This is a genomic window from Pedobacter antarcticus (assembly GCF_900103515.1).
In the GTDB taxonomy this organism is placed as follows: Bacteria; Bacteroidota; Bacteroidia; order Sphingobacteriales; family Sphingobacteriaceae; genus Pedobacter; species Pedobacter antarcticus.
Window position 1 is genome coordinate 106797 of record NZ_FNGZ01000008.1, and the last position, 24067, is coordinate 130863.

Annotated in this window: 18 protein-coding genes; 2 read left to right on the top strand and 16 right to left on the bottom strand. The window is 40.3% G+C overall.

The annotated features are described in order from the left end of the window. Positions 1-24 precede the first annotated feature (24 nt). The 12 genes from dacB to BLR53_RS15570 form a co-directional block, all read right to left on the bottom strand. The gene (dacB, locus tag BLR53_RS15515) at positions 25-1437 is read right to left on the bottom strand and encodes a D-alanyl-D-alanine carboxypeptidase/D-alanyl-D-alanine endopeptidase (protein ID WP_074590992.1); all 1413 of its coding nucleotides are present in this window, start codon (positions 1435-1437) and stop codon (positions 25-27) included. A 110-nt stretch (positions 1438-1547) separates the two neighbouring features. After that, complete coding sequence (locus tag BLR53_RS15520) at positions 1548-2540, bottom strand: aspartate-semialdehyde dehydrogenase (protein ID WP_074590995.1); 993 nt, start codon at positions 2538-2540, stop codon at positions 1548-1550. Positions 2541-2850: 310 nt separating this feature from the next. Next, positions 2851-3720 (bottom strand): sugar phosphate isomerase/epimerase family protein, encoded by an 870-nt coding sequence (locus BLR53_RS15525; RefSeq protein ID WP_037442992.1) that lies wholly within the window; start codon positions 3718-3720, stop codon positions 2851-2853. A 9-nt stretch (positions 3721-3729) separates the two neighbouring features. Then, complete coding sequence (locus tag BLR53_RS15530) at positions 3730-4614, bottom strand: hydroxypyruvate isomerase family protein (protein ID WP_074590997.1); 885 nt, start codon at positions 4612-4614, stop codon at positions 3730-3732. A gap of 1 nt (position 4615) precedes the next feature. Continuing rightward, positions 4616-5857, bottom strand: coding sequence for a nucleoside permease (locus tag BLR53_RS15535; protein ID WP_037443042.1), 1242 nt, complete (start codon positions 5855-5857; stop codon positions 4616-4618). Between the two features lie 28 nt (positions 5858-5885). Next, complete coding sequence (locus tag BLR53_RS15540; RefSeq protein WP_037442989.1) at positions 5886-6587, bottom strand: 3-keto-disaccharide hydrolase; 702 nt, start codon at positions 6585-6587, stop codon at positions 5886-5888. 12 nt (positions 6588-6599) lie between these two features. Next, the gene (locus BLR53_RS15545; protein ID WP_037442987.1) at positions 6600-8057 is read right to left on the bottom strand and encodes a Gfo/Idh/MocA family protein; all 1458 of its coding nucleotides are present in this window, start codon (positions 8055-8057) and stop codon (positions 6600-6602) included. A gap of 37 nt (positions 8058-8094) precedes the next feature. Next, complete coding sequence (locus BLR53_RS15550) at positions 8095-8493, bottom strand: c-type cytochrome (RefSeq protein ID WP_037443040.1); 399 nt, start codon at positions 8491-8493, stop codon at positions 8095-8097. Positions 8494-8606: 113 nt separating this feature from the next. Next, on the bottom strand, positions 8607-9668 hold the full coding sequence (locus BLR53_RS15555; RefSeq protein ID WP_037442985.1) for a sugar phosphate isomerase/epimerase family protein: 1062 nt from the start codon (positions 9666-9668) through the stop codon (positions 8607-8609). 4 nt (positions 9669-9672) lie between these two features. Beyond that, on the bottom strand, positions 9673-10833 hold the full coding sequence (locus BLR53_RS15560; RefSeq protein ID WP_074591000.1) for a Gfo/Idh/MocA family protein: 1161 nt from the start codon (positions 10831-10833) through the stop codon (positions 9673-9675). After that, positions 10833-12533: a GMC oxidoreductase gene (locus tag BLR53_RS15565; protein WP_037442980.1), complete on the bottom strand. Its 1701-nt coding sequence runs from the start codon at positions 12531-12533 to the stop codon at positions 10833-10835. Before BLR53_RS15565 ends, BLR53_RS15560 begins: the two co-directional genes overlap by 1 nt. Before the next feature lie 19 nt (positions 12534-12552). Then, complete coding sequence (locus tag BLR53_RS15570) at positions 12553-13161, bottom strand: gluconate 2-dehydrogenase subunit 3 family protein (protein ID WP_037442978.1); 609 nt, start codon at positions 13159-13161, stop codon at positions 12553-12555. A 277-nt stretch (positions 13162-13438) separates the two neighbouring features. On the opposite strand from BLR53_RS15570, the gene BLR53_RS15575 reads away from it, so the two are divergent. Together BLR53_RS15575 and BLR53_RS15580 are read left to right on the top strand one after the other, a co-directional pair. Next, a complete protein-coding gene (locus BLR53_RS15575; RefSeq protein ID WP_074591002.1) occupies positions 13439-14386 on the top strand; it encodes an NAD-dependent epimerase/dehydratase family protein in 948 nt (315 codons plus the stop codon). Between the two features lie 17 nt (positions 14387-14403). After that, positions 14404-15129, top strand: coding sequence for a YebC/PmpR family DNA-binding transcriptional regulator (locus BLR53_RS15580; protein WP_037442974.1), 726 nt, complete (start codon positions 14404-14406; stop codon positions 15127-15129). A 453-nt stretch (positions 15130-15582) separates the two neighbouring features. On the opposite strand, the gene BLR53_RS15585 is transcribed toward BLR53_RS15580, so the two are convergent. The 4 genes from BLR53_RS15585 to BLR53_RS15605 form a co-directional block, all read right to left on the bottom strand. Further along, positions 15583-16935: a serine hydrolase domain-containing protein gene (locus BLR53_RS15585; RefSeq protein ID WP_083332103.1), complete on the bottom strand. Its 1353-nt coding sequence runs from the start codon at positions 16933-16935 to the stop codon at positions 15583-15585. Positions 16936-17762: 827 nt separating this feature from the next. Further along, positions 17763-18554, bottom strand: coding sequence for a carboxylesterase family protein (locus tag BLR53_RS15595; protein WP_074591008.1), 792 nt, complete (start codon positions 18552-18554; stop codon positions 17763-17765). A gap of 82 nt (positions 18555-18636) precedes the next feature. Further along, the gene (locus BLR53_RS15600; protein ID WP_074591010.1) at positions 18637-20352 is read right to left on the bottom strand and encodes a RagB/SusD family nutrient uptake outer membrane protein; all 1716 of its coding nucleotides are present in this window, start codon (positions 20350-20352) and stop codon (positions 18637-18639) included. Positions 20353-20473: 121 nt separating this feature from the next. Next, positions 20474-23704 carry a SusC/RagA family TonB-linked outer membrane protein gene (locus tag BLR53_RS15605; protein ID WP_074591012.1) on the bottom strand — a complete coding sequence of 1077 codons (3231 nt, stop codon included), beginning with the start codon at positions 23702-23704 and terminating at the stop codon, positions 20474-20476. Positions 23705-24067: the final 363 nt, after the last annotated feature.

Consider the following 24067-nt stretch of genomic DNA (forward strand, 5'->3'; position numbering starts at 1 on the left):
AGGTAAACGGCAGCAATTTATTAATTATTTGAGCGAGTTTAGTACGTTGAACAGTTTATTGTTAATACTACTGCCGCTGTAGTTGTTAATATTAATGACTATTACATAGCGTTTTCCTTTTCCGGCATCATAATATCCGGCAAACGCCGAGACATCTTTAATAGTCCCGCTTTTCAGCTTCATACCATTATTTACAGGAAGCGATTCATAAAAATCCGGAAACCAGCTTTCCTTTTGAGTTTGGTAGAGGACCTGGGCCATAGCTGATGTTGTAACCCTGTTAGCCGGCGACAGGCCACTTCCATCCAGTATATTTAATGCATTACGATCAATACCTTTTGTACTCCAGTAACGGATCACTTCTGCCGCACCATTTTCTGTTGTAGCCTCTTTACCTGCCTTCCATGCCAGTGTTTTCAGTAGGTTTTCGGCATAGAGATTAATGCTCTTTTTGTTTAACCAGTAAACTATCTCAGGCAGGGCAGGAGAGTTAATAACCGCGAGTGTTTTGCCACCTACCGGAATCGTAAGGGTATTTAATGCCATTAGCCGGTCAGTTGTAACTGAATTGGAAGATATGCCAATAAGCTTTAGCGTATCAGCAAGTCTGAAAGCTGCCTCGTACGCAGGGTCGGGTATAGCGGCCGAAACTCCGCTTTTTTTAATATCTGTGGCCCAGGTGCCCCGGAGATAGGCCGTTTGCGAATAGGGAGGTAGAAAAACATAAGCATTGTCGCCGCTGCCAGCTTTCCCCGCTCTGAGTTCATTTACAATCTTAAGATAAGGCATTTCGGGACTTGTCCGGCTTAACAATACATTGCTTCCCGGTTTAAGCTTAATATCAAATTGATTTTCGTGCCAGCTCAGCGCAGAACTTCCTGCACCATAATAATTTCCCATGTCCTGCCATGTCCATCCGTCAGGCGTGCCCTGGGTGCCCCAAATACTGGCGTCACCTATAATCTGACCATCAATTTTAGTTATTCCGGCTTTTTTAATCGCTTGTACCCAAGTTTCCAGTACAACAGTATTCTTCGACGACTGATAGCGGTCAGATCCCAGGGATGGATCACCGCCGCCACTGATTATTAAATTGCCATGTAGAATCCCCTTTTCGTCAATTGATCCGGTATATTTGAGGATAGTCTGATAGCGGAAATCTTTACCCAACAACGCAAATGCAGTAGCTGAGGTTATGGTCTTGAGTGTTGATGCCGTTGCTACCCCAATATTTTCGTTTCTACCATAGAGTTGCTTTCCTGTATTCCCATCTAATACGCAGATGGAACTTATCGCATACTTCGCCTGTGGATCAGAGCTTAATCGCTCGAATGCCTGCGCTAACCCAGTAGGTTCTGTCTGTGCAGATGCAGCTTCCGGGAAAGTAATCAGGTATTGTAAAAACAAGAAAAAAAGAAGTGATGTATTTTTAAACATGGTATGTATTTATTAGATAAACCTGGGGGATCGGTATCTGGTTATACAAAAAAATGTGGTGCCTTCGGGAACGAGTTCCTGATGACACCACATTTTTTGATTCTCTTTATTTAAATTAATCCTTTAGACAGGAGATATTCTGCAATTTGTACAGCATTGGTAGCCGCACCTTTACGTAGGTTATCGGCAACAATCCATAGATTTAATGTATTGTCCTGTGACTCATCTCTTCTGATACGTCCAACAAATACTTCATCTTTTTCATGTGCGTCTTTTGGCATTGGATATTTAAGATTCGCTATATCATCAACCACAATAATCCCTGCGGTGTTTTCCAGTGCAGTTCTTACTTCGGCAATATCAAAATCTTTTTCGAATTCAATATTTACTGATTCCGCATGTCCGCCCATAACCGGAATACGAACTGTGGTTGCAGTAACACGAATCTGATCATCACCCATGATTTTATTGGTTTCCTTAATCATTTTCATCTCCTCTTTAGTGTATCCGTTTTCTTCGAAAACATCAATCTGAGGAATAACATTCAAGTCAATCTGGTAAGGATATGCCATCGGTCCGTCTGTAATACCTTTACGCTCGTTCATCATCTGCTCAACGGCTTTAACGCCCGTTCCAGTTACTGATTGGTATGTTGAAACAACTACACGTTTAATTTTATAAAGATCATGCAGTGGCTTTAATGCAACAACCATTTGAATAGTCGAACAATTCGGGTTCGCAATAATCTTGTCATCTGCAGTTAATTCATTAGCATTAACTTCTGGAACAACTAATTTTTTTGAAGGGTCCATTCTCCATGCCGAAGAGTTATCAATAACAGTAGTTCCAACTTCAGCAAATAAAGGAGCATAGGTCAAAGAAGTACTTCCACCTGCTGAGAATAACGCCACGTCAGGTTTCATTGCAATTGCGGTTTCCAGGTTAACGACCTTGAATACCTTACCCTTAAAAGTGATTTCTTTACCAACACTCTTCTCTGATGCAACCGGAATTAATTCGGTTAGCGGGAAATTACGCTCTTCAAGCACTTTTAACATAACGGTGCCTACTAAACCAGTAGCACCTACAACTGCAATTTTCATGATCTGTATATTTGTTTTTTAATGGTTATGAAGCTGTTGGCGCTGCCGACGGTTTCATGATCTATATATTTGTTTTTTAATGGTTATGAAGTTGTTGGCGGGGCCAACAGTCTTTTATTTGATTTTTTTAAAATGCGATACTCCCAAATATGGTGAAAAAATGCACATATTCAGCAGTTTGTAAATAATATTTCAGGAACTTTAACAGAAGTTGCTGTATTTAATTTTGGGAACAGCAGCGGGAAAGGAGGGGTTGGGGAGAAAATAACCTGCAGGCTAAAATAATAGCCTGCAGGTTAGAGAAAAAGAACTATAAAATTTCTTTTTTGATATAATCAGCACTTTGCTTAATACTTGCATACGGATCCATAGAAAAGTTTTCCTGTTCTACGATCAGATGTTTTAATCCAGCTAAGTTAGCGTGGCTGTATAACTTTTTAAAGTCAATAGTACCACTTCCAACTTCTGTGTTGATCGTATGGTCGGCCTTATCCATATCCTTAACATGCCACATTGGGAAACGACCTTTGTGATCAGTGAATAATTTAACAGGATCATTACCGGATCTTACTACCCAGTAGATATCCATTTCGAATTTAACAGCTTCAGGATCTGTTTCTTTTAGTAAGATCTCATATCCTGTTGTGTTACCTACAGGTGCAAATTCAAAATCGTGGTTGTGGTAAGCAATTTTAATTCCATTGGATTTAGCAATTGCTGCAGCTTCGTTTAATTTCTGAGCTGTTTTCTTCCATTGATCTTCTCCACCTCTAAGCGCATCACCTAAATAAGGAACAACAATATATTCACTGCCGATTGCACTGGCAGCTTCAATATCAGCTTTCAGATCTTCCTGATTTCCAGTCGCTATAAAGTTATCAAGGCCATAATGCCCGCTCGGAGCAGAAAGCCCATTTTCATCCAGTAAAGCCTTGAATTCCTTTGGTGTTAATCCCCAAAATTTGTCCTTCACTGAATAACCATATGTTTCAACCTCTTTATAGCCAGCCTGTGCAACTTTACCAATAACTCCACGTACATCTGCAGGCAGTTGTTCGCGTAGAGAATATAATTGTAAGCCAACCACTTTGGCCGGTGCAGCGCATGCATACGAAGGTAGGATCAATGCTCCCGCTGCAACAAGTCCTGCTTGTTTGAGAAAAGTTCTTCTTGAATTCATAATTATCTATTATTGGTCACAAATAGCGACTGCGTTCTTTAATGAGCGTAATCTGTCTTTTTGTTTCGGTATAAATTCCTGTGCAAGGTACCCCTTGAAACCGGTATCTAGTATAGCTTTGATAATTGCCGGGTAATACAATTCCTGCGTATCGTCAATTTCATTTCTGCCTGGAACACCGGCAGTATGATAATGTGCTATATACTGATGGTATTTTTTTATGTTGCTGATTACATTTCCCTCATCAATCTGCATGTGATATATGTCATAAAGCAGTTTAAAGTTTTCAGAACCTAGTCTTTTAGCGAGTTCAGCACCCCAGGCAGTCGTATCACATTGGTAGTCCTTATGGTCGACTTTACTGTTTAACAGCTCCATTACCAGTACTACATTGTGTTTTTCAGCCAGTGGCATAATTTGCTTAAGACCATCTACACAGTTTTTTAACCCGGTTTCATCATCTTTTCCCCTGCGGTTCCCGCTAAAACAGATCAGATTTGTGTAACCTGCTTCAGCGACTAAAGGGATCATTTTAGTATAATTTGCGATCAATTGCTGGTGAAAAGCAGGATCGTTCCATCCGTCTACCAGGTTAATTTCAGCACCATTACACATGGGTGAATATAGGCCATGTTTTTTCAAAGTAGGCCATCCCTCAGGCCCTATCAGATCGACACCTTTTAATCCCATAGCTTTTACTGAAGCACAGAATTCGTCTAAAGGAATGTCACTAAAACACCAGTGACAAACTGAATGGTTGATGTTTCCTTTCAATGAAGAAAAATTAGATTTATAATCTGATGCAAATGAAGGTAAAGCAGAGGAAACACCTAAAGCGGCAGTTCCTGCAATTACAGATTTGATCATATTTCTACGGCTTTGCGTATTTTCCATGTTAAGCAGCGTCTAATACAGATTCAGGTTTAGATTTATCGTTAAAGAAAACGGAAAATAACAAGAATACCACTAAAGCGATACCTGCAGGAATTATCCATACCATTTTCCAGTCGATAGAACCGTCAGCCAGTTTGTAACTGTCCGTAATCATACCAGCTACTTCGAATCCAATCAGCATACCTACACCATAGGTCGCCAGTGTAATCAAACCCTGTGCAGCACTTTTGTATTTATCTCCGGCTCTTGAATTCGTGTAGATCTGTCCTGAGACAAAGAAAAAGTCATAACAAACACCGTGAAGAGCAATACCAATAAGCAGCATAAAGCTTAACTCTCCCGCATTACCGTAAGCAAATAATGCATACCGTACTGCCCAGGCTATCATACCAACCAGGATAGTAACTTTAAAGCCGAAACGTTTGAAGAATACCGGAATTAATAGCAAGAATAATGCTTCAGAAACCTGGCCAATTGCCATTTTTCCGGTGGGCTCGTTCACTCCAATACTAGAAAGGAAAGGGTGTGCATTCTGATAATAAAAAGCAAGAGGAATACAGATTAGGATCGCAGAGATAAAGAATACGGCGAAGTTTCTGTCTTTAAGTAAGCTTAAAGCATCCAGACCTAAAATATCAGAAAGCTTAATTTTCTCACCTTTAGCTACTTTTGGTGGTGTAGCAGGTAGCGCAAAGCTCATCAGACCCAACACCAGAGATGCTATACCAGCCATTAGGAATGTGTTTTTCAATAAGCCAGATTCCAGGCCTGTTTTCGAATCCCATAAGAACAGATAACTGATACATAATCCAGCAACGATCCAGCCGATAGTTCCCCAGAAACGGATAGTGGAGAATTCTTTCTCCGCATCTTTCATCTGGTTAAAGGAAACTGAGTTGACCAATGCGAGAGTTGGCATGAAGAGGATCATATAGCCTAATACATACGGGTAAAATACACTTACTTCCGTCGCATTATACATCTGGTACATTAAAACAGCACCAACTATATGCAGCACTCCAAGAATTTTCTCCGCATTAAAGAATCTGTCGGCAATTAACCCAATGATGAAAGGGGCAATAATAGCACCCCAGGATTGAGTAGAGAAAACTGCTGCAGTTTCAGAACCGCTTGCAGATAAGTTTTTATCCAAGAAAGTACCCAAAGTAACAAACCATGAGCCCCAGATAAAAAACTCCAGGAACATCATTGCGGATAACTTGACACGGGTAGTGGTGTTCATCATAAAGTGTTGTATGAATTTAAATAATTTATAATTCTTTGATCATAATATTACGGAACCAGACTTCATCGCCGTGATCCTGTAAAGAAATTTTACCTTTTTTAAATGTACCAAAACCTTCCCACTTCGCAAACTTACTTCCTTGAATTAAAGTTTTCCACGATTCGTCGAACTGAGTAGTTGAAACTGTTTTTACGCCGTTCAGTCTAAATTCAAGCGTTCCTTTATCGATGATAATTTCTGCAGTATTCCATTCACCCACTGGTTTTGCATTCTCAGAGCTGCTTACAATCAGGTCATAAAGGTCGCCAGCACGGTGTTTGACATTTTTGGCATCAGGATGTCCGTCATTGTCGATTACCTGCATTTCGGGACCTGTGCTATATGTTTGATTATATTTTCCAGGTTGTTCATGAATTTGGAACAGAATACCACTATTTGATTTTGGTGCTACTTTCCAGTCGATTTTCAGGTGGAAGTTTTCATATTCCTTATCAGTAACCAGATCACCATCGTCTTTTTGTTTAGCAGAAGGCACAAGGTGAATTGTACCATTATCAACCTGCCATCCTTTACCTACGAAAGTCTTTCCGTAAGTATGCCAGCCGGTCGTTGTTTTACCATCAAACAGGGGAGTAAATCCCTGTTTGATGTCGTTTGATTGATTTTTTGTTGTGCCACAGCCCATAACCGCTAAGATCATCAGCCCGGATAAGTATGAATATTTCATTATATTTTAAGATTAAACTCCTAATGACCAGCCTTTACGGTAGTCACGTTTTACAAATTGGTTAACAGCGTCAAAGTTGGTAACCTTCATTTGCTCATTATCCCATAATAATTTAATGTCACGACCTGGATAACTAGTTTTGCCCTGTGCATTTTTTACCTGCAGATCATTTGCACGAATTGCAAGATTTGCCATCAGTAAAGCTTCAGTAAGCGGACCTGCAATTTCGAAAGGAGAACTTAGTTCTTTCTTTCCATAACCAGCAATACAAGCTTCAACCCACTGCGCATAATGTCCATTTGCACCATCTTTTACTCTTGCGAATTTCTCCGGAACGCGGATATCTTTGTTGCGGCTTAATGGTAATAAACGTGGATCTGCACTATAAGTACTAGCCATCATCTTACCTTTCGTGCCGATAAATAAAGTACCGTTTCCACCGTCGCCAAATACTTCATTTGCTTCCAGTTCTTCCGGTCTTGTAGGCTGAATACCACCGTCCATCCAGTGAACAGTAACATCACCTTTGGTTTTTTCAGTTTTAGGGAAAGTAAGTGTTACATGGCTTGACGGCGGGCAGCTGTCAGGGAAATAACCGCGTTTAAATTCATCAACATATACAGAGCCAACACTAGCCTGTACATCTTTTGCATATTTAAGACCTAGTGTACTGAATGGAGCTTCCAACAAATGACATCCCATATCGCCTAATGCACCTGTTCCGTAATCCCACCAACCTCTCCAGTTGAAAGGAACCAGTTTATCAACAAAATCTTTGTACGGTGCTGTATTTAGCCAAAGATCCCAATCCAGGGTAGATGGAATTTCTGCTTTATTTGCTGACCATGGAATACCCTGAGGCCAAACCGGTCTGTCAGTCCATGCATAAACTGTATGTACATCGCCGATAAGGCCAGCATCATACCATTCTTTCATTTGGCGTGGCCCATCGTTAGATGCACCTTGATTACCCATTTGAGTGACTACCTTAAACCTTTTAGCAAGCTCGGTGAGCTTCCTTGCTTCGTAGATATCGTGAGTAAGAGGTTTTTGTACATAAACATGTTTGTTTAACTGCATAGCTGCAGATGCAATTACCGCGTGACTGTGATCTGGTGTTGAAACACTAACAGCATCGAAGTTTTTATGTTCTTTGTCAAACATCTCACGATAGTCCTTGTAGAACTTAGCTTTCGGGAAGTTCTTTACAGAAGCAGCAGCACGTTTGGTATCTACATCGCATAAAAATCCAATATCAGCTTTTCCACTTTTGGCAAAAGCAGCAATATCAGATTGTCCTTTACCACCAGCACCTACACCTGCGACTATTAGTCTGTCACTTGGTGCTAAAAAGCCTTTTCCGCCCAGTACATGACGTGGAACAATCATAAATCCTGCACTGGCTACCGCCGCAGTTTTAAGAAAGGAACGTCTTCCTGAATCAGGTTTATTCTCAGTGTTTGTTTTCATATCTTTTTATATTTGGTTAGGGTAGGGATTGTTTAACTTATTTCTTCAATGACAAGATCCAGGTTACCATTTGTTTAGCATCATCTTTACTAACATTCGGGTGAGGAGTCATAGGAAGATCGCCCCATTTTCCCTTACTTCCATTGATTACAGATTCAGAAAGAATATCAATATTTTCATCATTTGACGCATACTTATCGGCAATATCTACATAAGCAGGGCCGATTACTTTTTGCGTTTTGTTATGGCAGCCGATGCAATCATTTTTTGCAATCAGTTTTTCTCCTGGCAAAACCGGGCCTGTTGTTTGCGCACTGACTGTAGCAGAAGGTTCTGCAGAAGTGCTTTGAGTAGTTTCTTTTGCGGAATCAGAGTTGCCGCCGCATGACGCTAAAGCCAGGCCGATAAAGCCAACAACTAATAATGTCTTTTTCATAATAGATTTTTTTATATTAAAGGTGTTAAGCTGTATACCAACATACAGTTTCAATTGTGTGTTTTAAAAAATAGATAAGTCTGCAAGGCAAAAACCTTGCAGACTATGAATAATTATTTAGAGTCCAGACCTAATATCTGTCGGTTTACTGTTTCGTTTGCCCCGGTAGCGGCAAAATCGTCAAAAGCTCTGTCAGTAACAGGGATAATGTGTTTGGATATGAATTCTGACCCTTCTCTGGCGCCGGTTTCCGAATCCTTGATGCAGCATTCCCATTCCATTACTGCCCAGCCCTTGAAATCATATTGGGACAGTTTACTGAAAATTGTTTTAAAATCTACCTGTCCGTCTCCCGGAGATCTATATCTTCCGGCACGGTCAGCCCATCCCTGATATCCTCCGAATGTACCTTGTCTACCTGTTGGATTAAATTCTGCATCCTTTACGTGAAATGCTTTTATTCTTTCATGGTAGAAATCGATATACTGGATATAATCAAGTTGTTGTAACACAAAATGCGATGGATCATATAATAAGCAGGCGCGGGGATGATTATTTACTTTTTCAAGGAACATCTCATAAGTGATGCCGTCAAATAAATCTTCACCAGGGTGAATTTCATAGCAGACATCCACACCACACTGATCAAATTCGTTTAGAATAGGCAACCATCTTTTGGCCAGCTCTTTGAATCCTTCTTCAACCAGACCTTCAGGTCTTTGCGGCCATGGATGAAACATATGCCATAATAAAGATCCGCTAAATGTTGCATGTGCATTCAATCCAAGATTTTGAGAAGCCTGAGCCGCATATTTCAATTGCTGAACTGCCCATTCCGTTCTGGCCTTAGGGTTGTTTTTCACACTATCCGGCGCAAACGCATCGAATACCTGATCGTAAGCAGGATTTACAGCAACAAGCTGTCCTTGTAAATGGGTAGAAAGCTCTGTGATTTCCAGTCCAAAAGAATTTACTTTTCCTTTTAATTCATCTGCATAGGTCTTACTTTCAGCAGCCAGCTTAAGATCAATAAAACGGTTATCGAGGGTTGGCATTTGAATTCCTTTGAATCCTTTATCCTTTGCCCACTGACAAATCCCCTCAAGAGAATTGAAGGGAGCTTCATTACCAATAAACTGCGCCAGAAAAACTGCAGGTCCTTTAATTGTTGTCATTTCTTTATATTTTAAAATCTGACCATTTCTGATCCGACCCTGCCGAAGCAACTACATTTTCAATGAATGCCATTCCACGAACTCCTTCATCCACGCCCGGAAAATCAAGCATTTCAGGAGTCGGTTGTTCACCTTTAATCTGCGCTTTGATTGTCAATGCAAAATTCCGGTAAAGATTAGCGAATGCCTCCAGGTATCCTTCAGGATGTCCAGATGGAGTTCTTGTATTAAATTGGGCAGCCGCCGATAAATAACCATTTCCTGTACGGTAAAGCTGCGTAGGCGCATCAAGCCACTTAACCTTTAAGGTATTTGGCTCTTCCTGATGCCATTCCAAACTCCCTTTTTCTCCGTATACTTTTATTTTAAGTGCGTTTTCTTCGCCTGCAGCAATCTGTGAAGCGATGAGTACACCATTCGCGCCATTGTCGAATTTCAACAGAATGTTTCCGTCGTCATCCAGTGCACGGCCATCTACCACAATGTTAAGATCTGCACATATTTTCGTGATTTCCAGACCTGAAATATATTCCGCCAGCTGAGCTGCATGTGTACCAATATCACCCATACATCCGCTAATTCCGCTTTTTGAAGGGTCCGTACGCCACGCAGACTGCTTATTACCATCTTTCTCGGAAGGAAGACTAAGCCAGCCCTGAGGATATTCTACCATGATTTTTCGAATCTGACCAAATTCACCATCCTTTACCATTTGACGGGCCTGCTTAACCATTGGATAACCAGAGTAAGTATAGGTAAGACACAGAGTTAATCCAGTCTCTTTAACTTTTGCCTGAAGCTTTTTTGCTTCCTCAAGGGTTAGGGTTATTGGTTTATCAATCACCACATGAAACCCGTGCTCTAATGCAAGCATAGCAGGTGCGAAATGTGCAAAATTAGGCGTAACTATCGTTACAAAATGCATTCTTTCAGATTCCGGCAAAAGAGATTCTTTTTCAATCATCTCCTGATAAGAACCGTAGTTTTTATGATCAGGCAGGAATAATTCCCTGCCTGATTCTTTTGCTGTTTCCGGATTAGAACTCAGTGCTCCGCAGCTCAATTCGATTAATCCGTCAATATTAGCGGCAATGCGGTGGACGGCACCAATAAAGGCATTTTTTCCCCCACCAATCATTCCCATTCTTAACTTTCCTACCGCCATTAAATATTTCCTTTTTTAAGTTCTGAAACTGCATAGTCTGCAGCTCTTGCTGTTAATGCCATAAATGTAAGTGACGGGTTCTGGCAAGCAATAGAAGGCATGCAAGAACCATCGGTTACAAATACGTTATTCACCTCATGCATCTGATTCCATTTATTCAATACAGATGTTTTAGGGTCATTACCCATTCTTGCAGTACCACATTCATGGATAGCCATTCCTGGAGTAGAACCTGCATCGTAAGTTTTAACATTTTTAAGACCAGCGGCTTCTAACATTTCAGCTGCGTCATTCATCATGTCTTTACGCATCTTCTGTTCATTTCCTTTAAACTCACAGTCAATTGCGAGTACAGGAAGACCCCATTTATCTTTTTTAGTTTTATCTATATAAACTCTGTTCTCATGGTATGGAAGAGATTCTCCAAAACCACCCAATCCCATTGTCCACACACCTGGTACAGTCATTTGATCTTTAAAGTCGCCACCAAAAGCTAATTCAGCAACATCTTTATGCCATCCGGTACGGCTTGCACCGCCCTGATAACCAAAACCTCTCAGGTAGTCACGTTTGTCGTTACCCATATTTTGGTAACGTGGAATATAAATACCATTCGCTCTTTTGCCATAAGTGTATTTATCGTCAAAACCTTCAGCCTCACCATTGGCTCCATTACGGAAATGGTGATCCATTAAGTTATGACCAAGTTCTCCACTTGCATTACCCAATCCGTTAGGATGTTCCGCAGAAGTAGAGTTCAACAGAATTTGCGTAGTACCTAAAGTAGAACCGTTAACAAAAACAATTTTCGCATAGAATTCAATGTTTTCTTTGGTTTCCGAATCAACTACCATTACGCCTTTTGCTTTTTTGGATTCCTTATCATAAATGATATGATCAACCAGAGAGAAAGGGCGAAGTGTTAAATTACCTGTCGCTACTGCTGCAGGCAGGGTAGAAGATTGTGTGCTGAAATAGGCACCGAAAGGGCATCCTCTGGAACAAAGATTACGGTATTGACAGCTACCACGACCACCATGAGGAACCGTAAGGTTAGCTGTACGTCCGATCGTCATAATTCTGGACTTAGCCCATTTGTCCTCGATACGTTTTTTAACGGATTTCTCCACACAGTTCATTTCCATTGGAGGTAGAAACTGTCCGTCTGGCAGTGCTGGCCAGTTTTCATTTTGACCACTGATACCGGCAAAACGTTCTACGTAATCATACCATTGACTGATATCTTTAGAGCGGATAGGCCAGTCGGTACCATGACCGTCTTTTAAATTGTCTTCGAAATTCAGATCACTGAAACGGTAACTTTGTCTTCCCCACATCAATGATTTACCACCTACATGAAAACCGCGGTACCAGTCAAATCGTTTAACCTCTGTATAAGGACAATCTAAATCGTCTACCCAGAAACTTTCATTAAACTCGGTATAGGGATAATCACGGGTTTGAACAGGGTGTCTTTTTTTCTGTTCTTCAGTTAGACGGCCACGGTGCTCAAATTCCCATGGCTTTTTCATCGCTGTAGTATAATCTTTTATATGTTCGACATTTCTGCCGCGTTCTAGCAACAATACTTTAAGACCTTTTTCGGTTAATTCTTTTGCTGCCCAGCCTCCACTAATTCCGGAACCGACAACAATAGCATCATATGTATTTTGTGCTTCTGCTTTTGTATTTAAATTCATTTCTAAGTTTCTAATAGGTTTAAACGTAAACTCTCTGACCAGGTTTCAAGTCCACACAACCGTCATAACGGCCAGGAATTTCAACATACTCGTAAGCCTTAGTAGCGCCAATTTCAGAAGTGAAATAGCCTAAAAGCGTCAGGTCTCTGGCCATAGCAAAGAAATTAGGATTTTTCTTCGGCTCTTTGTTAGCAGCTTTGTCTTTCTCTGCCTGCTCATTGTCTTTTTTAAGAGTTTCAATAGTTTCGTCCCTCAGTTTGCCAACAAGTTGTTTACGTTCTTCAGCTGAAATTTTCGCGAATGAATTATTGAACTCTTTTTTTGATCTGGCTTCCAGATCGTCCAATCCCTTTACAAAAACATCTTGAGCGTCTTTAGGGTAACACTCAGCCATCATCATGGAAATAAATGGCCCGACACCAGCAGCCTTTGCTCCAGGCGTCTTAGTCGTAGGAATAATAGTATCAGCCAGCTCGGTAATTACCAGATCCTGTTCTGAAGAAAAAAGACTTGCTCCTTTTTTATCAGAAGGTGGATTACAGCTGTCAAGAAATACTCCGATTGTAGTTGCAGATAATGCCCCTCCCATTAAAAAGGCAATGTTTTTTACTGCGTGTCTTCTATTCATACTTATAATTGGTTATTTTATGGTGTTTTTTGTACACTATCAACTTTTAAAAATAGAAAAAAAATATCCTTAGGACATAGAAATATACGATTTATTTCTGATATCATATTTTTGTTACATCCTATAATTATTCTAAATAAGCAGATAGTTCCAACGGATCAATATAGTGATATTTAGCACACCCATCTCTCATTTTTTTTAAGTATAGACTAAGATGCACAAACATTTATGAATAGGTTTCGATCAATTTTTTACCTTTGCCAAAATCAATTGATCAATGACTGAAAAAATACTGGTACTAGGCTCTAACGGGCAGATCGGAACTGAACTGGTTACTGCACTAAGGAATACTTATGGCGAATCAAATGTAGTTGCCTGTGATATCCGTCGTCCTGATTACGACATCAAAAACTCCGGACCATTCGAATTTGTGAACGTACTGGAAAAAGACACGCTAAAAACTATATTCAATAAATATAAGCCTACGCAGGTCTATTTGCTTGCAGCATTGCTGTCGGCAACAGGAGAGCAAAATCCAAAACTGGCCTGGGATCTGAATATGAATGGCCTGCTCAATATTCTTGATCTGGCGATTGTGTACAAAACGGCTAAAGTTTACTGGCCAAGTTCAATCGCTGTTTTTGGGCCTAATTCACCTAAAGATAATACAGATCAGTTCTGTGTTATGGATCCGAATACAGTATATGGAATCAGTAAGCTTGCCGGTGAACGCTGGTGTGAATATTATCACCAGAAATTTGGTCTGGATGTGAGAAGTATCAGATATCCTGGCCTGATCAGCTGGAAAGCAGCGCCTGGAGGAGGGACAACAGATTACGCTATCCATATTTTTCATGACGCCCTTAAAAAGGGTAATTATGACTGCTTTCTTTCCGCGGAAACCGAATTGCCGATGCTCTACATGGATGACGCGATCAGAGGTACAATTCAATTGATGGACGCGCCCGCAGACCAGATCTCTATCCGTTCAAGCTACAATTTTGCAGGCCTGAGTTTTACACCTGAGGTACTTGCGTCGGAAATAAGAAAACACATTCCGGATTTTAAGTTGTCTTATACAGCTAATGATCCAAGACAACAGATTGCCGATAGTTGGCCGCGTTCCATTAATGATGAGATTGCCAGAAATGACTGGGGCTGGAAACCGGAATTCAATCTGGCAAAAATGACTGCCGATATGTTAACAAATTTGAAAAATAAATAACTCCAATATTATAGACAATGGGAAGAGCATTTGAGTTCAGAAAAGAGAGAAAATTTAAGCGTTGGGCTAAAATGGCGGTACAATTCACCCGAATTGGGAAAGAGATTGTAATGGCTGTTAAAGACAACGGACCAAACCCCGAAACTAACTCCCGTTTACGTACAGCTATTCAAAATTCCAAGGCAGTAAATATGCCTAAAGACAGGGTGGATGCTGCAATTAAAAGGGCGTCTAATAAAGATGAGAATGGCTACGAAGAGCACGTTTACGAAGGCTATGCACAACATGGCGTTGCCATATTAATCGAAACAGCAACAGATAATACAAACCGGACAGTAGCTAATGTACGCAGTTACTTCAGTAAAACCGGCGGCTCATTAGGTAAAACTGGATCACTTGATTTTATTTTCAACAGGAAATCTATCTTCAGATTCCTACCCGGAGAAAAAGACCTCGAAGAATTGGAGTTTGAATTGATCGATGCGGGTCTGGAAGAATTGTATCTGGAGGCAGATGAAGAAGGTCAGGACATCGCTGTTGTTCAAACTGCCTTTGAGGATTTTGGTAAAATGCAGAAAGCGCTGGAAGACCTTGGACTGGAATTGAAAAGTGCCAAGTTGGAAAGAATCGCATTATCAACAAGCCCTATTTCTGAAGAGCAAGCGGTTGATGTTTTCAAATTGATTGACAAGCTGGAAGAGGATGATGATGTGCAGGCGGTTTACCATAACATGAGTGAGTAAATAGAAGTCAATGCCGGTGATCGGTAAATAAAAAAAGCAGATATGTTTTAATCGGGCTACAGCAAAGCTGTGAGGCCCTTTAAAACATATCTGCTTTTTTTATTTGAGTAATTCTCCAGGTAAGGCGATCGATGCGATTGTTTAAATTTCCTTTGGACGAAGTTAGAAAGGTTTTTTATGGATTGTTTTTAGGTGAACTGATTTTGATTGAGAAAGACTTTTTTATGGATTGTTTTGAGGTGAGCAGGGTGGGTAATTTTGCGAAAGTTTTTAGGTGAACTGATTTTGATTAAGAAAGACTTTTTTTTGGATTGTTTGAGGTGAGCAGGGTGGGAGATATGTTGGGAGGGTTTTTAGGTGAACTGATTTTGATTGAGAAAGGTTTTTTTTCGATTGCCTTGAGGTGAGCAGGGTGGAGATATGTTGGGAAGCGCTGTTTTAGGGATGGTTTTATTACATTTTTTGACCGGTTCTGGTTTTACCGTTAACGGATATTTTTATTATGTAGGAATTAGTATGCTGTGCTTTTTCAAAAGTTATTTCGAAGTTTTCCTGTTCTTTCAGAAAGAAATGAGTGGCATCTGTGGCAGACATTTCTGCCCTCGGACCCTGTTTTGGATAGGCAACTAATGCACCTGCTTCAAGTTTAATCTCCAATTCTAAATCGGATTCTTTGATTTGATATGTTCCCAGATACTTTTTAAGCTGGTCTTCGTGTAATTTTACGGCATTTTTTGCATGAGGCAGCGTGTAGGGCTGCTTATAAAGGATTGCTACGATCATTTTAGTGATATTGTCCAGGCCAGGCGTTTCGGTATTGTCGAGGAGTATGATGCAAATATTATCATCAATGATTCTTGCCAGATTACTTCTGAAACCCCAGAAACCGCCGCTGTGTGAAACTATCCGTTTATTATAAAGGGAATCAACAGTCCAACCATAGCCGTAATTATGAAATTTATTCGGGCTATACATTTTCTCCGCCATGGCTTTGCTGATTAATCGGTTAGCATTAAGCGCTTCATGCCATTTAAAAAGATCCCCGACGGTAGAATAAATTGAACCCGCTGCGTATAGAACGGTAGAATCGGCAATTGGAGCTACTTTAGTATAGTCTTTTCCAGAGTCGGAATAATAACCGGTTGCTTTTACAGAGTCATTTAAATTTGCATAGTCGAAACCACTATTTGCCATATCTAAGGGTTTGAAAATGTAGGCGCGTATGGCCTGATCGTATCTCATCTTAGTGATTTTCTCAATAATATAACCTAACAACATATATCCTGAATTCGAATATTTCCAATCTGTGCCCGGCTGAAAGTCAAGCTTTTTATCCTTAAAAAGCGAAAGCATTGTTTTCTGATCCGCAGGTTTGCTCGCTGCATTGTACATAAAGTCCGCATTTTGCACATAGTCATAGACTCCAGAGGTGTGTGTAAGCAGGTTTTTAATGCTAATACTGTCAGCTTGTGGGAAGTCGGGGAAGTACTTACTTAATCTGTCATCCAGCGAAAGCAGTTTAAGTTCCGAAAGTTTCAGAATCATCACAGAAGTGAAGGTTTTTGTAATGGATGCTGTCAAATAGACTGTTTTTTCGTCATTAAATGTTTGCTTCCGGATGTCCTTTACTCCATATCCCTTTTTCAGCAGTATATTACCTTGTTTTGAGACTAGAACAGAACCGTTAAATTCCTTAATACTTGCGTAGGCAGTTATCAATTCATCTATTTTTTGAGTATCGGTTTGCGCCATTGCCATATCTGAAAACGTTATTAACAGATATATTATCCCAATTATATTTTTCATAAAATTTGATCTATCCTGATGGTTATCATTTTCTTGAACAAGAATAAACTATCCAGAGGAATCCACCAGAGAAATGTGACCAAACTATTTAAAAAAGGGACGGAAACCCTCAACAGAAAGCACTTCGCCATCTAGGTTATCCCCTTGGAAGATTCAAAAATTAAAAACAATACTGTTTTAACCATCCCCATTGTAATATGGACCGAGCTGGAATAGGAAATTATAACCTGTTAAATAATAAAAGTCTTTATGTTTTAAAGGGCCTCACAGCTCTGCTGTAGCCCAATTAAAACATAAAGACTTTTTTATTTAAATGACTAACCTTTTTCAGCCTAGCCACACAAAACATCATGGATTCCCTCGGAGCATTCAATTTGTTAGACCCGCCCAACCAGAAGAAGTTGCTGGATTAGTAGGGTTTCTAGTCTCACGGCGTGCAGGCTACCTCGCCATAACCGAATTTATCATAAACCGAGGCACAATCCCAATTACATAAAAAAGAAGCATTTACCTAATAGCAAACCGAGGCACAATTCCAACCACATAAAAAATAAACATTTATCTAATAGCAAACCGAGGCACAATCCCAATTACATAAAAATAAATACTTATCTAATAGCAAATTATATATGCCTGTCCTGGAACCCTAACAAAATCCACCACTATTTAACCGATACATAGATTCGTCTCCAAATCCGGACAAACCCTGTCTAAAGAACCAACCTGCTGATAAACCCAAAATAAAAAAGTCTTTATGTTTTAAAGGGCCTCACAGCTCTGCTGTAGCCCGATTAAAACATAAAGACTTTTTTATTTTGTAGAAAAATCTATCTGGTTTTCTGATGACTGAACAACCATGCTAACAGCTCCGGTTCAGCAAACGCACTATCCCAACTATTATGATTGGCTTCCGGATAAACCGTAAATTTAACTTCTTTGCCTATAATTTTAAGCTGGTTGGCGATAGATTTTGAAAATGCAGGATTGACAACATCATCTTTACTACCATGGAAAATCCATAGCGGAACATTCTTATATTTTTCGACATTAGCCACATTGTCGCCCCCACAAATACTGAATGCTGCGGCAAACGTTTTCGGTTTACGTCTCAGGATTTCATAGGTACCCATTCCACCCATAGAAAGCCCACCAACATAAACCTGATTTAGGTTCACATATGGTTTTTTTAGTGTTTGATTTACTAATCCAAGCAGGGCGTGCATAGATTTTGTCGGTTTTCCGCCCTTTTGGAAGTCAAATCTTTCGTTAGACCCCGTTGGGGCAATGATAACATTAGACCAATAGCTGCTTTGGGCACATTGCGGAAAGATAATTATTGCTGGAAAGTTCTTTCTAACCTCTGATTTTAAAAATAGATTGCCACCGTGTGTTAGCTGGCTGCTATTATCACTTCCTCTTTCACCCGATCCATGAAGGAAAAATAAAACAGGATATTTTTTGGCGGGGTCAAAGTTCTCCGGCATGAGAATTCTGTAGGCCAGTGTATCCTTACCTTCTGTATAGATTTCCTTTTCATATTTACTAAATTCCTGAGCCTGACAGCTTATGCTAAAAAGCAGGGATATGATAAAGCAGGCGAAGCTATGGAAGTGTTTCATCGGAGCTAAATTTAAAAGACCCGCCTGTTTACCAGACGGGTCTTTGCAAAAATAAGAATTAATTAGAATTTAATATCGGGTTTTAATAACCTGTACTTTGTTTAAGCACTCCACCACTACGGTCAATTTGTTGCTGAGGGATTGGGAAGTAAGTATCACGTGCTTCGATAGTTAAACCTTTCAGATAGTTAAAGTAGCCACCTTCGAAGCCAAAATAGCTTTCCAGTGTTTCTTTAGCAATACCCCAACGTACCAGATCATAGAAACGGTGTCCTTCCATGGCTAACTCCAGTCTGCGCTCGAAACGAACTGCATTTCTTGCATAGGTTGGGTTAGGGAATGAAGTATACTGTCCAACTTTGTAGTTTGCCGCAGGTGCACCACCAATAGTTTTTCCCGGAAGAAGTGCAGCGCGGGCACGTACCGCATTAACCAATGTCATAGCTCTGCCCAGATCGCCCGTTTCAACTGCACATTCTGCAGCCATCAGGTAAACGTCGGCTAAACGAATCAGATTTACATTCAAACCTGTAATGTTTGTATTACCAGGACCTGTACCGCTTGCGATTTGTGCCGCTTCAATCGTGTTTTTGTAATTTACAAAAGGACCGCCATTTGAGGCATCACGAATCCATGAATCACCAGTCATAATACCCCAGTCACGGAAAGGAACACCTCTTCTGCCCATAGTATAATCAATCCTTGGATCAAGCGCCAGTGTTTGGTCTACCTTGTAAGCTGCTTTTTGAGCGGCCGTTAAACCAAAGTCAGATTTGTAAGGGTTGGTTCTGTAAGAACCGTCCAGTAGAGGTAGTCCGTTTGCATCAACTTTATAGGCACTCGCCAGGTCAATAGATGGTTGAAAAAATCCACAGCAGGCGATTGGTAAACCATTTCCGTAAGGGAAGTTCAGCATATCACCTACATTACCGTTGTCACCACCAGTACCATCTGTACCAACAGAGTGTTGCACGGTAACGATTGATTCCGGTCCGTTTTCTCTTGTGATATCAAAGTTATCAGTGAAAGCAAGGGTATTTAATGCCGGTTTGGCAAGAATTACAGCATTCAGTTGCGCATAAGCCTCAGGAAATTTCTTTTGATAAAGTAATACCTTACCCAAGTATGCCTGTGCTGAGTACTTATCCATACGGCCAATTTCACCTTTTGGTTTAGCTGTTCCAAGATTTGCAACAGCAAATTCAAGGTCAGCCTGAATTTCAGGATAAATATCCTTGTCATTCGGAACAGTAGGTGTTGTTGTTGTTTCAGAGATATAGGGTACATCTTTGAATGCACGTACTAAGAAGAAATAATAGTGAGCACGTAATAAACGTGCTTCAGCCTGAATTTCTTTTTCTCTCTCTGCACCAAACTTAGTACCACCGTTACCAGCTTGTAAAGATGCCAGAATTTTCAGTGTATTATTTGCCCGTTGAATGCCTTCAAAACATCTGTTCCAAAGATTCTCCAGATTGTCGTTAACACCGGTAGGCGCATGTTGCTCGAGGGCGTTCATCTCTGGCTGATCCCCGTTACTGGATCCTTTATGAGCATTGTCAGAGGTTACTTCTCCGAGTAGCCATTGACTTGGACCAGCTGCGTAGTTTCCCCAGGTACCGTCTATATTTCCATTGAGTAGACCATAAGTACCGATTAGTAAACCTTCAACACCGTCCTGACTGGTTAGCTGTTCTTCGGTTAATTCTCCCTGTGGTTTTTTATCCAGAAAGTCCTTCGAACAGGAAAGGATGCTGAATAATAATATGGTGACTGCTATATATTTTAAGTTTTTCATCAGAATATATTATTTGATATTAATTTAATAAAATGTTTAGGAGAAGTTTTTTCAATCTGCCTGTATACATTTTATCTGATTTGATTGTTTATTTATGGTTAGCTTTTAATAAGATTCAGGCCTAGAAACCCAGGTTTACTCCAATTAAGAACTGACGCGGAATCGGATAAATACCACGGTCTACACCAGGAGCAGAGAAGGTTTCAGTTTCCTGGCTAACTTCTGGGTCAAGTCCTTGGTATTTAGTGATTGTGAAAACGTTGGTCGCACTTACATATATTCTGAGCTTGTTAATACCCGTTTTTGTTTTAGATGCATTTTCCATCGGAATAGAGTAACCAATCTGCAGATTTTTCATTCTAAAGAAGCTGCCATTCTGCACATAATAACTTGAAGACGCATATTCCAGATTAGATCCACCTACATATGAAGATGGAATCTGGCTAGTAGGATTAGAAGGGCTCCATGCATTTAATAAACGGGTACTTCTTGCTCCGTCAAAACTTGGGAAATCTGTAAAATAACGATTAACATCATATAGGTCATTTCCTTGAGAACCATTGAAGAAGGCTGCAAAATCCCAGTTTTTATAGCTGGCATTCAAACCTAATGAATACAGAAAATCAGGGTTTGGATCACCAATAATAGTTCTATCGTCAGCTGTAAGTGCACCATCTCCATTGACATCGGCATATTTGAACCCACCAACACGAGCTCCGTCATATGAGGGACTATTTTTCACATCATCAGCATTCTGATAGATTCCAGCCACTTTGTAACCATAGAATGAACCAAAAGATTCGCCAACTTTCAGAATACTGGTTGTCAGACTTCTGAAAACACCATAAAGCTGCTCATCAACGTCATCTGACAGTTTAACGATTTTATTAACGTTTCTGGAAATATTAGCCATAATATCAAACTTAAATGGCTTGTCGTTGTTGCGGCCGTAATGGTAAGCCAAGGCAAGTTCAACACCTTTATTCGACATATCGCCAATATTTACGTATGGTGATGTACCGCCACCTACTGCCGTCGAAGGAAGAGGAACGCGGTACAGCATATCTGATGTTTTCTTGTTATACCAGTCAAATGATCCGTCAAATACACCATCAGCTAAAGTAAAGTCAACTCCAAGGTTCACTGATTTCAAAGATTCCCATTTTACATTAGAATTAGCGTAAGCATTTTGCCATACACCTGCAACCATACCATTTCCACCACCCACACCGTAGGCCGACTGGATAATGGAATTGCGGAATCTGTTCAGATATTGATTCGCGTCAATACGTTGGTTACCAGTTTCACCGTAGCCGGCACGGAATTTCAAATCTGTTAACCAGCTAACATCTTTAAGAAAATCTTCTTCAGAGATTCTCCAGGCTACACTTGCAGCAGGAAATACCCCATATTTATTCTCAGGACCAAAGTTGGATGATCCGTCCCTTCTAACTGTAACGCTAGCCAGGTAACGATCATTATAGGAGTAATCTGCACGGCCAAAGAGCGAGAATAATGAGCCTAAAGCACCAGAACTTCCATTAGCGATTGCGGATGCACCGTTATCCAGATAATAGTAATTTGGATCTCCCAGTACGAAAAAGTCATTTCTTGTGGCGGTGTTCTCTCTGGTTCTGGATTTGATGGCTTCAGTACCAAGTAAAATACCTAAACGGTGTTTCTCATTGAATACTTTGTTGTAATTTAAAGTATTTGTCCAGGTCCACTCAGTTCTGTAACCATTGATTTCATTCAGGTTATTAGAGGTATTACCTTCCGAGAATTCCAGATTGGGATAACGCATCGATATACGATTGTAATTCTCATAACGTAAACCGAAGCTGGTTCTGGCAACCAAACCATCTATGATATCTGCTTCTGCGAACACATTACCGAAGAAGAAGTTACTTTTATTGATGTTTCCTTTTTGTCTGTCTAAAACAGCAAGTGGATTTTCGGCATTACCAAGGCGACTGCCACGGCTACCTGCATAATTACCCTGTATATCATATACCGGAACTATCGTTGGCATACGATAAGCCCAGCCAATAGGACTTCCTTCATCTTGGTAAGAACCCGCAGCGCCTGGATTTACGCCAAAACCGTATCCTTCAGAATAGGAGTACTGAGCATTTTCTCCAAAACGGACTTTTTTGTTGAAGGCAGAGATATTCGTATTAGAACGGAAATTGTAACGGGTAAATTCACTATTTTTAATGGTACCTTTCTGATTCAGGTAACCTCCTGTAAATGCATACGTTGCATTTTCACTACCACCAGTACTACTCAACTGGTAACTTTGGACAGGAGCTGATTCCGTAATTTCATCAAACCAATTGGTTCCTTGCTGATTAGCTTTTGTGATCTGATAAAAAGTTTTGGTATCTCTGGTGTAATTATATTTCGACGGATCTGCATCTGCAGCAGTTACATCCTGACCATTTGCACTACCAGCTACCAGGTATTCAGGAAGTGTCGGTGTAGAACCACTTCCATAATTTGCACCGGCATCAATCGGAAGTCCTGCATTGGTATATCCATCAAAGATATATTGCGCATATTGTTGCGGGTTCATCATTTTAGGGAATGTACCTTTTCTAGGCGCCTGTATACCTACATAAGCATCTAAATTGATTTTCGGAGGTCCGGCAACACCTCTTTTAGTTGTAATAATCACAACACCGTTATTTGCTCTTGCTCCATAAATTGAGGATGCGGACGCATCTTTCAATACCTGGAGACTCTCAATGTCGTTTTGATTTAGCCAGGAAAGGTTACCTTCATAAGGTACTCCATCCACTATATAAAGCGGCTCATTGTTATTAATTGTACTGTTACCACGAATACGGATTTGTGGCGCAGAACCCGGAGCACCATCGTTGATGATCTGTACACCAGGCGCCTTACCTTGTAAAGCTTCTACTGCACTGGCAGCCGGTTGTGCTTTCAGTTGTGCTACATCAACAACCGATACCGCACCAGTAAGATCTTTCTTCCGTTGTGCGGTGTAACCCGTTACAACGACTTCAGTAAGATCATTAGAATTAGATTGAAGTGTTACGTCAATTGATTTTTGCTGGCCGACGGTAACTTCGCGTGTTCCGTATCCAATAAATGAAATAACCAGCACATCAGAAGGACCGGCCTGAATAGCAAAAGCACCATTGGCATCGGTCATTGTTCCGGAAGCTGAATTTTTGATTTTCACCGAGGCACCAATGACTGGCATCTTGTCGTCACTTGCGACGACTTTTCCGGTAATTCTGGTTTGCGCATGCACCGAAAATGCGATACACAAACTCATGAGCAAAAGAACGGAGGCTCTTTTGAAAAGGGGTAAAATTTGTTGCATAAGATTTAATTTGGTTAGGGTTAAGATTTTTAAAGATGTTACATAGTGTTACTCGATAATTGGTTTAGGGGGTCAATTCTTTTTTCGAAAATATTCCGGAATAAGAACCGGATCGGAAGAGCTAGTATATACAACTATATAACACGTTTTTTTTGGCTTGAGCTTGCCGGGAGAAACGGGCGTTAATTATATTTGGTTAAATCTAATTTATGTAATGAATTCATTACTTGCAATAGCTAAATCTATTTTTTTTAATTACGGGCTAAATAATTTCCAATATTGTACTTTCAACACTAAGCAACCCAAAATTTTGAAACAAAAAAGCCCCCTGAATTAATCCAGGGGGCTTTACGCGAAATATAA